Origin of the sequence: Synechococcus sp. 65AY6A5, from assembly GCF_002760415.1 — a bacterium.
In the GTDB taxonomy this organism is placed as follows: domain Bacteria; phylum Cyanobacteriota; class Cyanobacteriia; order Thermostichales; family Thermostichaceae; genus Thermostichus.
The window spans coordinates 962,183-978,875 of the sequence record NZ_AXUW01000001.1 but is presented as its reverse complement, the minus strand read 5'-3'; the positions used below and the strand labels follow the sequence as shown (position 1 = coordinate 978,875).

General features: G+C 60.6%; 15 protein-coding genes, 1 tRNA gene and 1 pseudogene. 14 read left to right on the top strand and 3 right to left on the bottom strand.

From position 1 onward, the window contains the following. Positions 1-280: 280 nt before the first annotated feature. Together SYN65AY6A5_RS04570 and SYN65AY6A5_RS04565 are read left to right on the top strand one after the other, a co-directional pair. The gene (locus tag SYN65AY6A5_RS04570) at positions 281-652 is read left to right on the top strand and encodes a YtxH domain-containing protein (protein ID WP_011430244.1); all 372 of its coding nucleotides are present in this window, start codon (positions 281-283) and stop codon (positions 650-652) included. After that, a complete protein-coding gene (locus tag SYN65AY6A5_RS04565) occupies positions 649-1,176 on the top strand; it encodes a hypothetical protein (RefSeq protein ID WP_011430245.1) in 528 nt (175 codons plus the stop codon). The genes SYN65AY6A5_RS04570 and SYN65AY6A5_RS04565 overlap by 4 nt, the downstream gene beginning before the upstream one ends. A 3-nt stretch (positions 1,177-1,179) precedes the next feature. Here the strand turns inward: SYN65AY6A5_RS04565 and metG are convergent, their stop codons facing one another. Next, entirely contained in the window at positions 1,180-2,730 is a 1,551-nt protein-coding gene (gene metG / locus SYN65AY6A5_RS04560) for a methionine--tRNA ligase (protein WP_099884001.1), read from the bottom strand. 76 nt (positions 2,731-2,806) lie between these two features. Between metG and SYN65AY6A5_RS04555 the strand changes: the two genes are divergently transcribed. The 3 genes from SYN65AY6A5_RS04555 to SYN65AY6A5_RS04545 are packed head-to-tail and all read left to right on the top strand — an operon-like array spanning position 2,807 to position 6,340. Then, positions 2,807-4,678, top strand: coding sequence for an FAD-dependent oxidoreductase (locus SYN65AY6A5_RS04555; protein WP_041438306.1), 1,872 nt, complete (start codon positions 2,807-2,809; stop codon positions 4,676-4,678). A 29-nt stretch (positions 4,679-4,707) separates the two neighbouring features. Continuing rightward, entirely contained in the window at positions 4,708-5,034 is a 327-nt protein-coding gene (locus SYN65AY6A5_RS04550) for a hypothetical protein (protein ID WP_011430248.1), read from the top strand. Beyond that, the gene (locus SYN65AY6A5_RS04545; RefSeq protein WP_240530982.1) at positions 5,024-6,340 is read left to right on the top strand and encodes an ATP-binding protein; all 1,317 of its coding nucleotides are present in this window, start codon (positions 5,024-5,026) and stop codon (positions 6,338-6,340) included. The genes SYN65AY6A5_RS04550 and SYN65AY6A5_RS04545 overlap by 11 nt, the downstream gene beginning before the upstream one ends. Positions 6,341-6,441: 101 nt before the next feature. Here SYN65AY6A5_RS04545 and SYN65AY6A5_RS04540 read toward each other — a convergent pair whose 3' ends face one another. Beyond that, positions 6,442-6,759 (bottom strand): DUF3067 family protein, encoded by a 318-nt coding sequence (locus tag SYN65AY6A5_RS04540; protein WP_041439037.1) that lies wholly within the window; start codon positions 6,757-6,759, stop codon positions 6,442-6,444. Positions 6,760-6,932: 173 nt separating this feature from the next. On the opposite strand from SYN65AY6A5_RS04540, the gene SYN65AY6A5_RS04535 reads away from it, so the two are divergent. The 3 genes and pseudogenes from SYN65AY6A5_RS04535 (at position 6,933) to SYN65AY6A5_RS04525 (ending at position 8,912) form a co-directional block, all read left to right on the top strand. After that, complete coding sequence (locus SYN65AY6A5_RS04535; RefSeq protein ID WP_011430251.1) at positions 6,933-7,451, top strand: cytochrome b6-f complex iron-sulfur subunit; 519 nt, start codon at positions 6,933-6,935, stop codon at positions 7,449-7,451. A 177-nt stretch (positions 7,452-7,628) separates the two neighbouring features. After that, positions 7,629-7,836, top strand: a pseudogene (locus SYN65AY6A5_RS14755) (hypothetical protein); the annotation flags it as partial. Positions 7,837-7,928: 92 nt separating this feature from the next. After that, on the top strand, positions 7,929-8,912 hold the full coding sequence (locus SYN65AY6A5_RS04525; RefSeq protein WP_011430252.1) for an apocytochrome f: 984 nt from the start codon (positions 7,929-7,931) through the stop codon (positions 8,910-8,912). A gap of 61 nt (positions 8,913-8,973) precedes the next feature. Here the strand turns inward: SYN65AY6A5_RS04525 and SYN65AY6A5_RS04520 are convergent, their stop codons facing one another. Continuing rightward, on the bottom strand, positions 8,974-9,786 hold the full coding sequence (locus SYN65AY6A5_RS04520) for a PhzF family phenazine biosynthesis protein (RefSeq protein ID WP_011430253.1): 813 nt from the start codon (positions 9,784-9,786) through the stop codon (positions 8,974-8,976). 244 nt (positions 9,787-10,030) lie between these two features. On the opposite strand from SYN65AY6A5_RS04520, the gene groES reads away from it, so the two are divergent. From groES to SYN65AY6A5_RS04490, 6 genes are all read left to right on the top strand, one after another. After that, positions 10,031-10,342 (top strand): co-chaperone GroES, encoded by a 312-nt coding sequence (gene groES, locus SYN65AY6A5_RS04515; RefSeq protein ID WP_011430254.1) that lies wholly within the window; start codon positions 10,031-10,033, stop codon positions 10,340-10,342. A gap of 71 nt (positions 10,343-10,413) precedes the next feature. Further along, positions 10,414-12,048, top strand: a complete 1,635-nt coding sequence (gene groL, locus SYN65AY6A5_RS04510) for a chaperonin GroEL (RefSeq protein WP_011430255.1) — start codon at positions 10,414-10,416, stop codon at positions 12,046-12,048. 173 nt (positions 12,049-12,221) lie between these two features. Next, complete coding sequence (locus SYN65AY6A5_RS04505) at positions 12,222-13,049, top strand: DUF429 domain-containing protein (RefSeq protein WP_011430256.1); 828 nt, start codon at positions 12,222-12,224, stop codon at positions 13,047-13,049. A 155-nt stretch (positions 13,050-13,204) separates the two neighbouring features. Further along, entirely contained in the window at positions 13,205-14,368 is a 1,164-nt protein-coding gene (locus SYN65AY6A5_RS04500; protein WP_099883999.1) for a GuaB3 family IMP dehydrogenase-related protein, read from the top strand. A 40-nt stretch (positions 14,369-14,408) separates the two neighbouring features. Beyond that, positions 14,409-14,480 (top strand) — tRNA-Val (locus SYN65AY6A5_RS04495). Between the two features lie 307 nt (positions 14,481-14,787). Beyond that, the gene (locus SYN65AY6A5_RS04490) at positions 14,788-16,368 is read left to right on the top strand and encodes an iron uptake porin (RefSeq protein WP_099812134.1); all 1,581 of its coding nucleotides are present in this window, start codon (positions 14,788-14,790) and stop codon (positions 16,366-16,368) included. The last annotated feature ends 325 nt before the right edge of the window (positions 16,369-16,693 follow it).

Genomic DNA, 16,693 nt, shown 5'->3' with positions numbered 1-16,693 from the left:
CACACCCCAAAATAATCCGCCGCTTCTCTCGGTTTTACATACCTAGCCATACCAAGCAGCCATACTGAACATATTGTACATTATTTTCAGTATAGTCGAGCATATCATTGACTAGAGTCATGCTCTACTTTAGCCCCAAGGATCCCGGAGAGCAGCCGCAGCAGCCAATCCCCCCTACCCCTGAGATTTCAGCCAATTCGACGCCTCCACGGCAAAGCACAGCATCATTTGATAGTCTGGTTTGGGGGCCACCTGTATCCCCCCTCAACCCTGGCAAGGCATGGCGGAAAACCGGACTGGCGCGTTTGTCGGCGGGCTGCTGTTGGGAACGGCGGTGGGCACGGTCATCGGTCTGCTTTTGGCTCCCCGCAGCGGACGGGAGACGCGGCGACTGCTGAAAAAATCGGCAGAGGCCCTGCCGGAAGTGGCAGAAGACGTGACCACCAGCCTGCAATACCAATCGGAAAAGCTGCTCGACTCCGCCCAAAAAAGTCTGGATGAGGCCCTGCTGCGGCTGCAGCAGGCAGTGGCGGTGGGCAGGGAAGCCATGTTGCAGAAACGGCAAGAGCTGATGCAAGCCCAAAACCTGCGTCCCCTCGCCCGGGAGGAAGCCGACTCAGAAGCCCAAGGTCGGGAGGAGGCGGCGCGATGACCGAGCCGGTATTTTGGTTGGGCCTCTCGGTAGGTCTGGTGGCAGTGGCCATTTTGGCAGTGATCCTGACCCTGTTGCCCGCCGTCATTCAATTGGGTCGAGCCGCCCAGAGCGTGGAACGCTTTTTCGACACGCTGCTGCGGGAGTTACCGCCCACGCTGGAGGCTCTGCGTCTGACCAGCTTGGAAGTGAGCGAGATCGCCGACAGCCTCGACGAAGGGGTCAAGGGGGCCGGACAGGTGGTGAAGCAGGTGAACCGCTCCCTGGAAGGGGCCCGCAAGCAAGCCCGCGGCGCTCAGGTCAATGTCCGCAGCTTTTGGGCAGGGGTACGGGCGGCCTGGCAGGCGCTGTCCAGCGAGACTCCCCCCACCGCCATGGGTAACTCTCAGCTGCGCTCGGGCCAGGCTGGCCGTTCTTTCTCTGCTGCTGTGCCAAGCATTTCCTTGGGAGATATGGGTCTTTCCGCCGGCAAGGCAACACCAGAGGGATCCCAGCCTTCCCAACCCGATGCCGCCAATTCTTAGGAGCTACTTGAGTATTCTCTGGAAGACGGGCACAGGAGGTTGGGGCTCTTGCCCAGGCGGAAGCCGGCCCCAACGGGCATCGGGATCCCAGCGCAGTTGTGCTACATCCTGAAAAGGAAACCCCATCTGCTGCAGGATCTTGAGGCTGAGGTTGGGAATGATGGGCGAAAGGGCCACGGCCACCCAGCGCACGCTTTCCAAAACGGCGTAGAGGATCTGGGCCACCTGCTCGCTTTGCCCTTGTTTGTGCAACGTCCAGGGGGCCTGCTCGTCGAGGTATTTGTTGCTGGCCTGGGCCAAGCTGAGAGCTTTGCGGGCGGCAGAGCTGGGATCCAGCCGCTCGTAGGCGTCGGCCACTGTCGGGGCCAGGCGCTCGGCCAGGGTTTTGAGGGGGTGATCCGCAGGGATCTCGACGGCGGGGATGCGGTAGTCGGGCTGGTATTTTTTGAGCATATTGAGGGTGCGGTTGAGCAGGTTCCCCAGGTCGTTGGCTAGGTCAGCGTTGAGAACCTCGATGAAGCGGCCCTCACTAAAGTCTCCATCCTTGCCCAGCTCAATTTCAGTCAAGAAATAGTAGCGCACGGCATCGGCACCGTAGCGCTGCACCAGCTCAAAGGGATCCAGCGTGTTGCCCAGGCTTTTGCCCATCTTGAGGCCATCTTTGGTGAGAAAGCCGTGGCCAAAGATCTGTCTGGGCAGCGGCAGCCCTGCCGACATGAGCATGGCCGGCCAGTAGATGGCGTGGAAGCGGACAATGTCTTTGCCCACTAGGTGCACATCGGCGGGCCAGTAGCGGCGCAAGGCGTTTTCCAGCGTCGGCTCGTCCTCGGGATCCACGGCGGCGCTGAGGTAGTTGATGAGGGCATCAAACCAGACGTAAAGGGTTTGGCCGGGATCCGCCGGAAAAGGGATCCCCCAGGAGACGCTGGGGCGAGAGATGGAGAAGTCCCGCAGGCCCTGCTTGACAAAGTTGATCACCTCATTGCGGCGGCTTTCTGGTTGAATGAACTCCGGGTGCTCCGCATAGAGGGCTTCCAGTTTTTCCTGGTAGCGAGAGAGGCGAAAAAAGTAGTTTTCTTCGTCTTTCCACTCCACTTTTTTGTTGGGGTGAAGCGGGCAAAATCCGCCTTCTAAGAGCTCTGACTCGTCCTTGAACTCCTCGCAGGCAACACAGTACCAGCCCTGCTGCCGGCCAACGAAAATATCCCCCCGATCCCACACTCGCTGGAAAAACTCCCGCACAATGGCTTTGTGGCGAGGGTCGGTGGTGCGGATAAAGCGGTCGTAGCGGATGTCCAGCAACTGCCAAAGCTGGGCAAACTGGGCCGCGATCTCGTCGCAGTGCTGCTGCGGGGGAAGGCCGCGCTCTTCGGCGGTGCGCTGGATCTTCTGGCCGTGCTCGTCGGTTCCCGTTACCATCAGCACATCCTTGCCCCGCAGGCGATGGTAACGGGCGATGGCATCCGCCGCCAGGGTGGTGTAGGCGCTGCCGATGTGGGGGGCAGCGTTGACGTAGTAGATCGGCGTGGTGATGACGAAGGTGGAATTCGGCATGAGCACTCGCAGCGCTTTCCCCCATGATAAAAGTTGCCGGAAAGTCCGACAGGCCCAGTTACGGGGCGGAGGTGGGATGAAACTTCTGTTCAACCTCAAGGGATGGGGCGGCGGCCTTGTGGGGGCCGGGATCCTGGGCGCCGGGGCGGCTCTGGCCCAGCCCTTGTCGGAAACCCGCATCCCCTGTGAGATCTTCATCGCCGGGGGCGGGCTGGGGGGGGTGGCAGCGGCCTACGAGGCTCTGCAACTGGGCCGACAGGTGTGCATGACCGAGATCACCGACTGGATTGGCGGCCAGGTGAGCGCCCAGGGGGTCTCGGCTTTGGATGAGCGGCCCTTGCAGCGGGAAAACGAGATCTTTCCCCAGGGCTATAGAGAGTTTCGCCGCCGGGTGCGGGAAAAGTACGGCGGTGATCCCAATCCCGGCAAGTGCTGGGTGAGTGTGCTCTGCTTCTCGCCCCAGGTGGGCCACCAGGTCCTGCGGGAGATGGTGGATCCCTATCTGCAGTCGGGGCAGTTGCGGCTGTTTACCGAGACGGTGGTCAAGGACTTGCAGATCGAGGATTACCAAATCCGCAGCGTGCAGGCCATCCGCAACATCCCCAAACACGCCGGCGTCCAGCCGGAGAATCGGGGGGATCTCTCCAGCTACTTTCTGGATTTTTACCGCCTAGAGCCCACCGAGGATTGGGACAAAGAGATCCTGCGCTTTGAGCCGCCGCCAGAACGCCAAGGCAAAACCCTGCCCTGGGTAGTTATCGATGCTACCGAAACCGGCGAGCTGCTGCCGCTGGCGCGGGTGCCCTACCGCCTCGGCACGGATGGGGAAAGCCGCTGGGAGCCCAGCTCCAAGCCCTACAGGGATCCCTACTGCACCCAGGGGTTTACCTACACCTTTGTTATGGAGCGCTCTGCTGTGCCGCAGGTGCCCATCAAGCCCAAGTTCTACAACGACCCGCTGCACGGCCCCTACTACAGCTTTGAACATCCACGCTTTAACTTTGGGATGGTCTTTACCTACCGCCGCATCCGCGGCCAGGTGTTTGGCTTTGGGGAAGAGGCCATCCGGGTGGGGGATCAATCCATGCAAAACTGGACCTGGGGCAACGACTGGCGCATCACCGGGCCGGAGATGAACCTGATTCTCACCCACGAGCAACTGCAAGCCTCAGGCCAACTGGATCCCGGCGGCTGGATGGGGGGCTTGCGGGTGGAGGCGCTGCGGCGGGCCGAGCAGCATGCCAAGGGCTTTTTCTACTGGCTGGTGGCGGGGCGGACGGATTTTCTGTTGCAGCAGGCGGATCCCGACTTTCAAAAAGACTTCTACCTGCGCTATGCCTACCTGCGGGGGCCCGATAGCCCCATGGGAACTGCCAGCGGCCTTTCCAAGTACCCCTACATTCGCGAGTCGCGGCGCATCATCGGTCGGCCCAGCCCTGCCTACCCGCAGGGATTTACCATCTACGAGTCGGATATCACCACGCGAGAATCGGAGCTCAATCGCGGGCGGCCCTTTATTTTCTACGACTCGGTGGGGGTGGGCCAGTACCCCATCGACTTTCACGATTGTCTATTGCCGGATTTTTCCCTGCCCCCCAGCCACAACCAGGATGCCCAGGCCCCCAGCTACCCCTACCAGATCCCACTGCGGGCTTTGATCCCCCAGCGCATCGACAACCTCTTGGCCGGCAACAAGAACATTGCCACCAGCCGCATTGCCAGCGCCTCCTATCGGGTGCACCCGGTGGAATGGGCCATCGGCACAGCCGCCGGCCACACGGCCCACTTTGCCCTGGAGCGGGATCTGATCCCGGCGGAGATCCTGCGCGAGCCGCTGCTGGACTTGCGGCTGTTGCCGGCTCTCCAGGCCCAGATCCAGAGCCTGGGCAATCCCATCCAATTTCCCGGCACCACCATCACCGCCACTGAGTGGGCCCAATCTCGCTAGCCTAGAAAGGCAAGGTTGGGAGCTGGCCGATGGATGCTATGGGGGTTGAACTGGGGGGACTGGAGGCGATCCGCCCTTCGTTGTGGGCGGCCACAGCCCTGTGGAGTCTGGGGCTGATGTGGGGCTTGTCGCCGCTGCACCGCCGCCTGCAGGAGGGTTGGGAAAAACAGTTGGCCTGGGATCCCAGCGGAGCTCTGGCCTCTTTGCTCAGCGTCCTTCCTTTCTTGCTGGCAGCAGCGGTGGTGGTGGCCCTCACCGAACTCTCTTTGGGCAACAGCTGGGCCGTCTCCTGGGGTCTGATTGCCTGCGTTGGCGGTGGCCTCTACGAGCTGGGCCGGCGGGACAATGCCCGCTAAGCGCTCTGGGCCGGCCCTCACCCCCAGCCTCTTTGACAACGCCAAGTTAGAGCGACTTGAAGCGATGACCCCCCTCGAAGAAGCGGCGGAAGCGGCGGCTAAGCTGCTGGTGTTTCGGGAAATCTGCGCCCACCCCTTGGCCCTGACCTGGCAGGAGCTCACCCAGGAGTTGATGAGCGGGGATCCCTTGCCCTGCTGGAGAGCCTACGGACGCTGGTTTGAGCTTTTGGCCCAGGAGGGCTTGAGCTGGCGGGAGTGGCTAATCCGAGAGATCCGCTGGGCCGATAACCCTTTCTCGCGGGCGGCGCTTCGACCCCAAGGGATCCCAGCCCCCCTTGTGCAAGCGGCCCGCCACGATCTCCGCTGCCTGCAGATCCTGGCCGATAGCCAGGAGACCATTGCCGAGCAGATGCGGGCGCTGGGCCTGGGGATCCCTTGGCCGGATGGGGAAGGGGAGAGCCCTGGCTGGGATCCGCGCTCTTTTGCCGACTGGGGCCTGAGCCTGGAGGCGCTGATCGCCCACTACCGCCGAGCGGGGGTGGGGCTCTGTGGCCGCTATTGGGCCTTTCGCTGGGGGCCGGCAGGGCTAGAGGGGATCCCCACTCCCGACTTGCCCGACTGGGAAGAGATCTACGGCTATGAACGGCAGAAACGGCAGTTGGCTGCCAACACCGAAGCCCTGCTGCGGGGGGATCCGGCGTTGCATGTGCTGCTCTATGGGGCGCGGGGCACCGGCAAGTCTTCGCTGGTGAAGGCGTTGCTGCGCCGCTACGGTTCCCAGGGGCTGCGCCTTTTGGAGCTGAGACGGGGAGATTTGGGTCAATTGCCTCAGATCTTGGCAGATCTGGGAGGGTGGGGGCTGCCCTTTGTCCTGTTTGTGGACGATCTCTCCTTTGAGGCCGACGAAACTGAGTTTAAGCAGCTCAAGGTGCTCCTGGAAGGAGATCTTGTTCCACCACCGCCCAACGTCCGTCTCTACGCCACCAGCAACCGCCGCCACCTTATCCGCGAGTTTTTTGGCGATCGTCCCAGTCCCCAAGATCAAGAGGTCCACGCCTGGGATACGGTGCAGGAAAAGCTGTCGCTGCGGGATCGCTTCGGCCTTACCCTTACCTTCACCCCTTTTAGCCAAGCTGACTACCTGGCCACGGTAGAACACCTGGCGCAACGGCTGGGCCTCCCGCACCCTTTAGATACCTTGCGCCGCCAAGCCCTCCTCTGGGCGCAACAGCAGAACGGCTTTTCCGGTCGCACCGCCCGCCAGTTCCTGCATGCCTTGCAGGCCGGCCTGGTGGAAGTTGGATAGCCGCAGGCCGGCTGAGGTCTGGAGTTTTCGTCATAGGGACGAACCTGTCGGTTGCTGCAATTGCAAACTCCCCTTCAGGGAAGAGCCGGGGGCGAGGAAGACTACAGCAGCCACTCGGAGGCGCGCTCTCCCACCCCTTGCAAATTCAAAGGAATGGCCACCGCCTTGCCTATGCGGGGTTTCTGACGGGTAGCCTCAATTTCTCGCTGCACCGCTTCCCACACGCCCCACGCCTGCAAATGGGCCATGACAGACTCCAGGCGAGCCAGATACTCGGCTTCGCTCAAGGGGAAAGAGGGCTGCTCCAGGTAGCGCCACATCACCAACAGAACCACCCTGCCCCCCATGCGGCGCAGTTGCACGTCGTAGGAATAGCCCCACTTCTCCCGCAGCAAAGCTTGAAAGTCGGATCCCGTCATGGTCTGGCTCGGATTGGGTTGGGACTGAGCTGGGCCGCAGCAGAAAAACCGCCGCCTCTTCCCTTGCACTTCCTTTAGCTTTGCATTTCTTAATGATATTAGCCAAGGAGCTCGGTTAGGATGATGTCGTTTGTCAACGAACATTAAAACTTCTCAGGTTTGTACTGGCCATTATGACGGAAGCGGTTAGCAACTTCGAGGCACCCCCCATGAGCCGGCGGGTTTTTCTGAATGCCCTCCTCAGCAGCTCGGTGGGGGTGGTGGTGGTGGGCACCCTCTACCCGGTGGTGAAGTATTTTATTCCGCCCTCTTCCGGTGGGGCAGGAGAAGGTGTGATAGCTCAAGATGCTCTCGGCAAGCCCATCAGCGTCAGTGAGCTGTTGGCCACTCACGCCGCCACGGATCGCGTGCTGGCCCAAGGCTTGAAGGGGGATCCCACCTACATTGTGATCGACAACGGGGCGGTGGCCAACTACGGCCTCAACGCGGTTTGCACCCACCTCGGCTGTGTGGTGCCCTGGAACGCGGGGGAAAACCTGTTCAAGTGCCCCTGCCACGGATCCCAGTACGCGGCCAACGGCAAGGTCATCCGGGGGCCGGCTCCCCGCTCCCTGGAGCTGGTGAGCGCCACGGTGGACGGCGACAACGTTCGCTTCAGCCCCTGGCAAGGCCCCGATTTCCGCGAGGCCTGAGGCGTTACGATAGGCTCCAGAGAGACCCCTGTAAGGGGCCACAGCCGGGTCAGAAGTGGGGGAAAAGGCCAGAGAGGTTGCTGCGCTAGTCCTGGCTAGAGCATGAGTTGTGAGCTTTGAGGAGCATGACTCTAGTCAATAATAAGCTCAACTATACTGAAAATAATGTATAATATGTTCAGTACGGATTACTACCAGTTGATCTTTCTGTTTACTTTCGAGTCTGCCAACATGGTAGCCAAAGCAAAGCAGAAAATTGGTAGTAAGACGACACGGAAACTGCGCTTTGGGTATTCTACTCAAAGCTTTGCGGGATACCGCCATTCTGTTTGGACTCCGTCCCGCTAACGCGAATGGAAACAAGCAGAATGCTATCGCTGCATAGTTGAACAGTGATGTTCAGCAGTGTTCAGCGTAAATGTATCAGATTGCCCCAAAGGGCTTGCGAGAATTTTGATTGAGATTCTGAGCTAACTTATGAAGCGAATTTACTTGGCCTTGTGTGCGCTGCTGCTGTTGCTGGGGACGGGATCCCGTCCGGCAGCAGCCTATCCGTACTACGCCCAGATGGCCTACGACAACCCGCGCGAGGCCACCGGGAAAATCGTCTGTGCCAACTGCCACCTGAACGCCATGCCTGCCCGTGCCGAAGTGCCGCAGGCAGTTACCCCGGGCCAGGTGTTCACCATCAAGGTCGGGATCCCCTATGACTTGAGCAAGCAACAGGTGTTGGCGGATGGCAGCAAGGGCGGCTTGAACGTTGGCGCTGTGGTGGTGTTGCCAGAAGGCTTCCGCCTGGCCACCGAGGAGGAGATGACGGAGGAGCAGCGCCAGGAAACCGCTGAGACCTACATCACTCCCTACAGCGACGAGAAGCCCAACATTCTCCTGGTGGGTCCCCTGCCCGGCGAGCAGCACCAGGAAATCGTCTTCCCGGTGGTCGCCCCTGACCCGAAGGAGGATCCCTCCGTGGCCTTCATGAAATATCGGGTTTACATTGGCGCCAACCGCGGTCGTGGCCAGATCAACCCCGATGGCAGCCTCAGCAACAACAACGTCTTCCGCGCTCCTGCCACGGGTCGTCTGACAAGCATCGCCACCATCGAATCTGACCTCAGCGATCTGCCGCCTGAGCTGGCCGCCCTGGTGCCGCCCGAATACGAGTTGCCGGGCACGCGGGTGCTCAGCTTCGAGACTGAAGGCGGACTGAAGCACTTGGTGGTGCCGCCGGGGCCGGAGTTGGTGGTTAACATTGGCGACAGCGTCCAAGAAGGGGATCCGGTTACCAACAACCCCAACGTGGGCGGCTTTGGCCAAGTGGAGCGGGATCTGGTGCTGCAGAACCCGGAACGGGTGAAGTGGTTGGTGGCCTTCCTGGCAGCGGTGGCCATCACCCAGCTTCTGCTAGTGCTCAAGAAAAAGCAAGTGGAGCTCATCCAGGCGGCAGAACTTTTGGGCTAGCTTGCGCACTTATTCTTCGCGAGAGTCTTCCCAGCACCTCGGAGCCAGCCGGGGTGTTTTTTTAGGGAATCCTCAGCTCTCCCGCTATCACCAGCACCGCCTGCCCGGCAATCTCCACCCGAGTGCCGAGATCGCGACACCACAGCTCGCCTCCCCGCGCCGAGAGCTGGCGGGCTTTGAGCTCAGTCCGGCCCAGGCGCTGCGACCAATAGGGTGTCAACAGGCACTGGGCAGACCCGGTCACCGGATCCTCCGGGATCCCCAACTGGGGGGCAAAAACACGACAGACAAAATCTGGCTGGTCTTCTAGATCCCCTCCCGAGGCAGTGACGATCAACCCAGAAACAGGCAGTGCCTGAACCCGCTCCCAATCCGGCTGCAGCTGCTGCACCTGCTGGGCCGAAGTCAGCACCGCTACCCCCATGCTGCCGCGGTACAACTCCAGAGGAGGGATCCCCAATGCCGCAGCCACCTGCTCTTGGCCTTCCGGCCAGGGTTGCGGGAACTGGGCGGGAAAATCCATCGCCAGCCGCTCCCCCTGCCGCCGCACCTGCAGCCGGCCACTGCGGGTGGAAAAGGCCACCCCCTGAGCTTCCGGGTGAATCTCGGTCAAGAGCACATAGGCGCTGCCCAACGTGGCATGGCCACAGAGTTCTACCTCCGTGGTGGGAGTAAACCAGCGCAGCCCATAGTGGGGAACCTCGCCTTCGGATCCCTGGGGCAGCAAAAAAGCCGTTTCCGACAGATTGTTCTCCGCCGCAATTGCTCGCATCAAAGCTGCCGGCAGCTCCTGAGGCAGCAAACACACCGCTGCCGGATTGCCCTTAAAAGGCACTGCCGTAAACGCATCCACTTGAAACAACGGGATCCGCACCTGCTTGCCCAACCTACCTCAGGCCATGATCCCACAACAGGCCCAGAAGTAGGGGGATCCGCACCCAACCGTACCCGACAAAAAGGGAGATCCCGCCAAAAGGGGCTATTGTCAGGCTGGAGAGCCGGCTGATAGACTAGCACTCGTAAGCTGAGAGTGCTAAAACCTCGACTACGCAAGCTTAGGTTTGCGCTCGATACAACCCTTCAGCCTCGCGTTTTAGGCATCACGGAGGATATTTGTCATGGCTGCAGTAACTCTCAACGTCTCTACGCTGAAGCCGCTAGGCGACCGCGTGCTGGTCAAGATTGCCCAGCAGGACGAGAAGACGGCGGGTGGCATCTTTTTGCCCGATACCGCCAAAGAAAAACCCCAAGTGGGGGAGGTGGTCGCAGTTGGGCCTGGCAAGCGCAATGACGAGGGCAAGCTGATCCCGATGGAACTGAAAGCCGGCGACAGAGTGCTCTACTCCAAGTACGCCGGCACGGAAGTGAAGCTGGGCAGCGATGAGTACGTGCTGCTGGCCGAGCGGGATATTCTCGCTATCGTTCAGTAATTTTCAGTCCTTCAGCGATCGATCCTCTACATCGCCCTTAGTTCATTCAATTCACGTCTGAGAGGTTGAGTATGGCCAAGTCGATCATTTTTAGCGAAGAAGCCCGTCGTGCCCTTGAACACGGCATGGACATTTTGGCGGAAGCTGTAGCCGTTACTCTCGGCCCCAAAGGGCGCAACGTCGTCCTGGAGAAGAAGTTTGGCGCACCCCAAATTGTTAACGATGGGGTAACCATCGCCAAAGAGATCGAGCTGGAAGACCACATTGAAAACACTGGCGTCTCCTTGATCCGTCAGGCGGCTTCCAAGACCAATGACACGGCTGGGGACGGCACCACCACCGCCACCGTCCTGGCCCACGCCATGGTTAAAGAAGGGCTGAAAAACGTGGCCGCCGGCGCCAACCCGATTGCCCTCAAGCGCGGCATCGACAAAGCCGTGAAGTTCCTGGTGGACAAGATCGCCGAACATGCCCGCCCGGTGGAAGACTCCAAAGCCATTGCCCAGGTGGCGGCCATTTCCGCCGGCAACGATGAGGAAGTGGGCCGCATGATCGCCGAGGCCATGGACAAAGTGGGCCGCGAAGGGGTGATCTCCCTGGAAGAAGGCAAGTCCATGACCACTGAGCTGGAAGTGACGGAGGGGATGCGCTTTGACAAAGGCTACATCTCCCCCTACTTCGTCACCGACACGGAGCGGATGGAGGCGGTTCTGGAAAACCCCTACATCCTGATTACCGATAAGAAAATCACCCTGGTACAAGACCTGGTGCCGGTGCTGGAGCAAGTGGCCCGCGCCGGTCGTCCGCTGCTGATCATCGCCGAAGACATCGAGAAAGAAGCCCTGGCCACTCTGGTGGTGAACAAGCTGCGGGGCGTGCTGAGCGTGGTGGCGGTGAAAGCGCCTGGCTTTGGGGATCGCCGTAAGGCCATGCTGGAAGACATCGCCATCCTCACTGGCGGTGAGGTCATCAGCGAAGAGCGCGGCCTGAAGCTGGAGAACGCCCGTCTCGACTCCTTCGGCTCGGCCCGTCGCGTCACGGTAACCAAAGACCACACCACCATCGTGGCGGAAGGCAACGAAGCGGCTGTCAAAGCCCGCTGTGAGCAAATCCGTCGCCAAATTGAAGAAACCGACTCCACCTACGACAAAGAAAAACTGCAAGAGCGCCTGGCCAAGCTCTCCGGCGGTGTGGCGGTGATCAAAGTGGGCGCGGCCACCGAAACTGAGATGAAGGATCGCAAGCTGCGCCTGGAGGACGCCATCAACGCCACCAAGGCGGCGGTGGAAGAGGGGATCGTCCCCGGCGGCGGCACTACCCTGGCGCACCTGATGCCGGCGGTAACGGAGTGGGCGCAGGCCAACTTGTCCGGCGATGAGCTGGTAGGGGCCATGCTGGTTGCCCGCGCGCTGGGCGCTCCGCTGCGCCGCATTGCCGAGAATGCCGGCCAGAACGGCTCGATCGTGCTGGAGCGGGTGAAAGAGAAACCCTTCACGGTGGGTTACGACGCCCAGAACGACGCCTATGTGGATATGTTTGAGGCGGGCATCGTTGACCCGGCCAAAGTCACCCGCTCTGCCCTGCAAAACGCTGCCTCGATTGCCAGCATGGTGCTCACCACCGAGGCCATCGTGGTAGACAAGCCGGAGCCCAAGAGCAACAAGCCCGCTGGCGGTGGCGGCGGCGTGGATGACTACGACTACTAATCTTCGGGCAGGAAGAGGCAGAGGCTTCGCCAGCTAGCGGAAAGTCTGCTGCCTTGTCAGAGCAACCATCTTCCGGGATCCCGGCTGGGATCCCTTTATTCTTGGGCATTTCCCTCTCCCAGGCGTCCGGGGGGTGAGGGCGAGCCATCCTACTAACGGAAGGAGAAGGCGGCGTGGCACGGTTAATCTGCATTGGCCTAGACCTGGCCTGGTCGGCCCGCAACCCCTCTGGCGTGGCAACGCTGGAGGTTGAGAGCGGGGATCCCCAAGCCCCGAACCTGACGGGCCACCTGCGGGACAACCGCCTCTTGCAAACCGACCAGGAGATTGTGGACTACATCCAAGCCCAAGCGGGAGGGGATCCCTGCCTGGTGGCGGTGGATGCCCCCCTGCGCGTCCCCAACCCCAGCGGCCAGCGGCGGGCGGAAGCCGAGCTGAACCGGGTGTTTCGCGCCTATGCCGCTGGCGCCCACCCGGCCAACCGCCGCCTCTTGGCCAAAAACGGCCAGGTGCGAGGGGAGGCCCTGGTGCAAGCTCTCTCCCGTTATGGCTTTCGCGAGCAGGCCAGCATCGAGCAGGGATCCCTGGCCCGGCAGATCACCGAAGTCTTCCCCCACAGCGCCATGGTGAGCCTGTTTGGCCTCAGCCGCAGCCTCCCCTACAAAGCGCGTCCCCGCCGCACCTGGCTGCAACGAGAACAGGCGTGGCGGCTGTACCAGCAACATCTGCGCGCCTTGGCCAGCGCCGATCCGTCTCTGCAAGGCCACGAGCCCCTGCTCCAAGTGGAGGTGGGATCCCTTAGGGGCCGCCAACTCAAAAACTACGAAGACCAAGTCGATGCCTTAATGTGCGCCTACATCGCCCTCTACGGCTTCCGCTGGGGATCCGAGCGCTGCCACAGCTTCGGCAACCTGCAAGAAGGCCACATTTTCACTCCCCTGCCCCCCTCATTGCAAGGGAAGAGCCCTGTTTCCTCGCCGGAAACTCCACAAGGGCTTTAACTCGGGCGAGGGTATGGCTTCTGCCAGACCGGCCAGACTTCCGTTGAGGCAGAGACAAGCGAAGCTAAACCGGAGGGAAAACCCGGCTCTTGCTAGTCTCAAATCACACGTTGGCGGCATGATAGGAAGAAGGGATCCTGTCAGAGGGGAGGGAAATGAACGCACAACTGGGGCGCAATCGGCAGGCAAGACGCGCTTACGGGCTGGATGAGATCGCGCTGGTGCCGGGCAGGCGAACCCTGGATCCCAGCTTGGTGGACACCCACTTCACCCTGGGAGGGATCCAAAGGCCAATCCCCATCATTGCCAGCGCCATGGATGGCGTGGTGGATGTGCGAGTGGCCATTTTGCTCTCGGAGCTGGGGGCCTTCGGGGTGCTGAACCTGGATGGGATCCAAACCCGCTATGCTGATCCCGATGAGGTGTTGGATCAGATTGCGTCGGTGGGCAAAGACGAGTTTGTGCCCCTAATGCAGCGCCTCTACAGCGAGCCGGTGAAGCCACAGCTAATCCAAGAGCGCATCCGCCAAATCAAAGCGGCCGGCGCCATCGCGGCCGCTAGCTGTGTGCCCGCCCACGCAGCTGAATATGGCCCCCTGGTGGCGGAAGCAGGCGGGGATCTGTTCTTCGTCCAGGCCACCGTGGTTTCCGTCCACCACAAGGTGCCTGAAGGCATGCAAAAGCTGGATCTGGCCGCCTTCTGCCGCTCCATGCCCATTCCCGTGGTGGTCGGCAACTGCGTCACCTATGATGTCGCCCTGGAGCTGATGCAAGCGGGAGCCGCAGGAGTCCTGGTGGGCATCGGCCCCGGCGCTGCCTGCACCTCCCGCGGCGTGCTGGGGGTGGGAGTACCTCAGGCTACCGCCATCGCCGACTGTGCAGCCGCCCGCGACCAGTTCTTGACGGAAAGTGGCACCTACGTTCCCATCATTGCCGACGGCGGCTTGGTAACCGGCGGGGATATTTGCAAGGCCATCGCCTGCGGAGCCGACGCCGTGATGATCGGATCTCCCTTGGCCCGTGCTCAGGAGGCGCCGGGTCGCGGCTTTCACTGGGGCATGGCCACCCCCAGCCCCGTTTTGCCCCGCGGCACCCGCATCCGCGTGGGATCCACCGGCACCTTGGAAGAAATCTTGCGCGGCCCCGCCCGCCTGGACGACGGCACCCACAACCTCTGGGGCGCCCTGCGCACCAGCATGGCCACCCTGGGGGCTGCCAATCTCCGAGAAATGCAGCAGGTGGAGATCTGCATCGCCCCCTCCCTCCTGACCGAGGGGAAGGTGTACCAGAAGGCGCAAAGCCTGGGCATGGGGAAATAGTTCTTTGGGAATGCTAAACTCGGTGGACTGGGATCCCCCAGGGCGGTTAGCTCAGCGGTAGAGCGCCTGCCTTACAAGCAGGATGTCACTGGTTCGAGTCCGGTACCGCCCATCCCCGCTTCAGCCCGCGACTTAGGAGCTCTGTCTCGGCTTTGGCGTGCACCCGCTAGTCAGGGTCGGATCCCTGAGGTAAAGTAATGGGTATGGGGCCTGGAGCGTCTGCCGCCGTTGAGCCTCACGTTGAGTCTCATTCAAAAAGAAAAAGTGTGTAAAGTGGTAGACGATGTGAAACAGGGCTGTACCATGTTTTTCGAGGGTCCGCAGTTGTCAGACTCGTGCTTGAGTTAGACAGTTGACTACCTCTAGAAGACATCGCCACAGCCGAGACAGGTGTGAGGACACAGAACAAGGAGAGAAACATGCCCGCGAAACACGCGAACTACTGGAAAACGTTGCTGGCCGGCACCCTGGGTGCAGCAGCAGTCTTGACCCCTGGAGTGGCCTATGCCCAAGCTACTGGGCCCGTCACCTCCATCTCTGAACTTTCTGATGTGCAGCCCACTGACTGGGCTTTCCAAGCACTGCAATCGCTGGTCGAGCGTTACGGCTGTATTGCCGGCTACCCTGACCGCACCTTCCGCGGCAACCGGGCTATGACTCGCTTTGAGTTTGCCGCCGGTATGAACGCCTGCTTGGATCGCATCAATGAGTTGATTGCAGCCGGTTTGGCCGACAAAGTCTCCAAGGAAGACGTGGCCACTCTGCAGCGCTTGCAAGAGGAATTTGCTGCTGAGCTGGCAGCCCTGCGCGGGCGGGTGGATGCGGCAGAGGCTGAGATTAACGATCTGAAAGGGAAGATCTTCAACCCAGTTACCAAGCTTAACGCTCAGGTCATTACCGCAATTCTTGGTAGCGCTCTTACAGAAGACCGGGTCGTACAAGGAAGAGTGGTAGCCGAGCAAAATCAGGCAAACATGACTCTTCCCTATCGGGTACGCCTGAACTTCGATGCCTCCTTTGTTGGCCGGGATCGCTTGCGTATCCGCCTACAAGCTCGCGATGCGGTTACTACCTTCTTTGAGGGTGACCCAGGCGTTGGCTTCCAGGGGGGTGCAGGTGGTACCTTCACCCTTGCCCAGCTGGTTTATCAATTCCCTGCTTTCGACCGCGCTGCTACTATCTACACGGGCATTACGGGTACGGGAGTGTCGAGCGTTCTGCAGTACAGCACGCCCTTTGATGCCCTGTCGGACTTTGCCGATGCTCCCAACTCTACGGCAGATGTGCCCAGCGGAACCCTATTTGGTTTTCGCTACCGTTTGAGCGACCAGTTTCGTTTAGCCTACGCCTACAGCACCAGAAGAGGTCAAGCTCTGGGGAGAGGCTTTGGCGACAGTGGCTTGACAGGTGATGATAGCGCTCACACCGTCGAGCTGGGCTTCTTGCCGACAAAGGGTCTGGAGTTCTACCTCCAATTTGCTTCCACCTACCTGCAGCAGGCGAACGACGGCCCCACCTTCCTGGCCACGGGTAAAAGTCTCTTCCGTGGACCGGTAAGAAGAACGCAGGTCAATGTCTCTGCGCGGGTAAACGCCTTTACAGTCGCAGCCAACTGGGAAATCAGCCCTCGCATTACCTTGTCTGGCTGGTTTACGGCTGGCAATGTGGATTACAACCTGCCCAATGTGGTACCGGCTGGTACTGTTGATCCGGGAGAGGAAGACTTTAATGGTTTCCTCTTTGGCTTTGTTTTCCCTGACCTCTTTGTGGAGGGTGCCAAAGGCGGGATTGTATTTGGGCAGCCAATCGTGACCACAGACAACGACGGAGTGTGGGATACTCGCCCCTTCGTTGTGGACGTCTACTACAGCTTCCCGGTCAACGAGTACATTACTCTAACGCCTGCTGCCTACTTTGTGAGCAACCCCAATGGCGGCAGACCCGGAGACAACGACCCAACCATCGGCGTGGGGGCTTTGCGAGCTGTGTTTACTTTCTAGTTCTTAAAATCCCTGCGCTGACATCCAAGTTGCTAAGTAGGGATCCACTGGGTTGGATCCCTTCATTGAATAAGAATAATCAACTCCTCTGTGGGGATAAGGATGCTGACATTGAAGAGCTTGAGGTTGAGCTTAAGACGAGGCCATGGGCTACAAAAAGCGCACTGCGTGAGATCTGCCCAGGTCTTTGCCACAGGCTCGGTGTAGGTGTGAGAATGGCGGGAACAGATACCCATGTCTTGGCCACAGATGTGGGGACACCGCATTAACTGTAGGGCAGGCCGGACAGCAAGAGGATGTGGACTTCGGCTGTATCATAATCTCC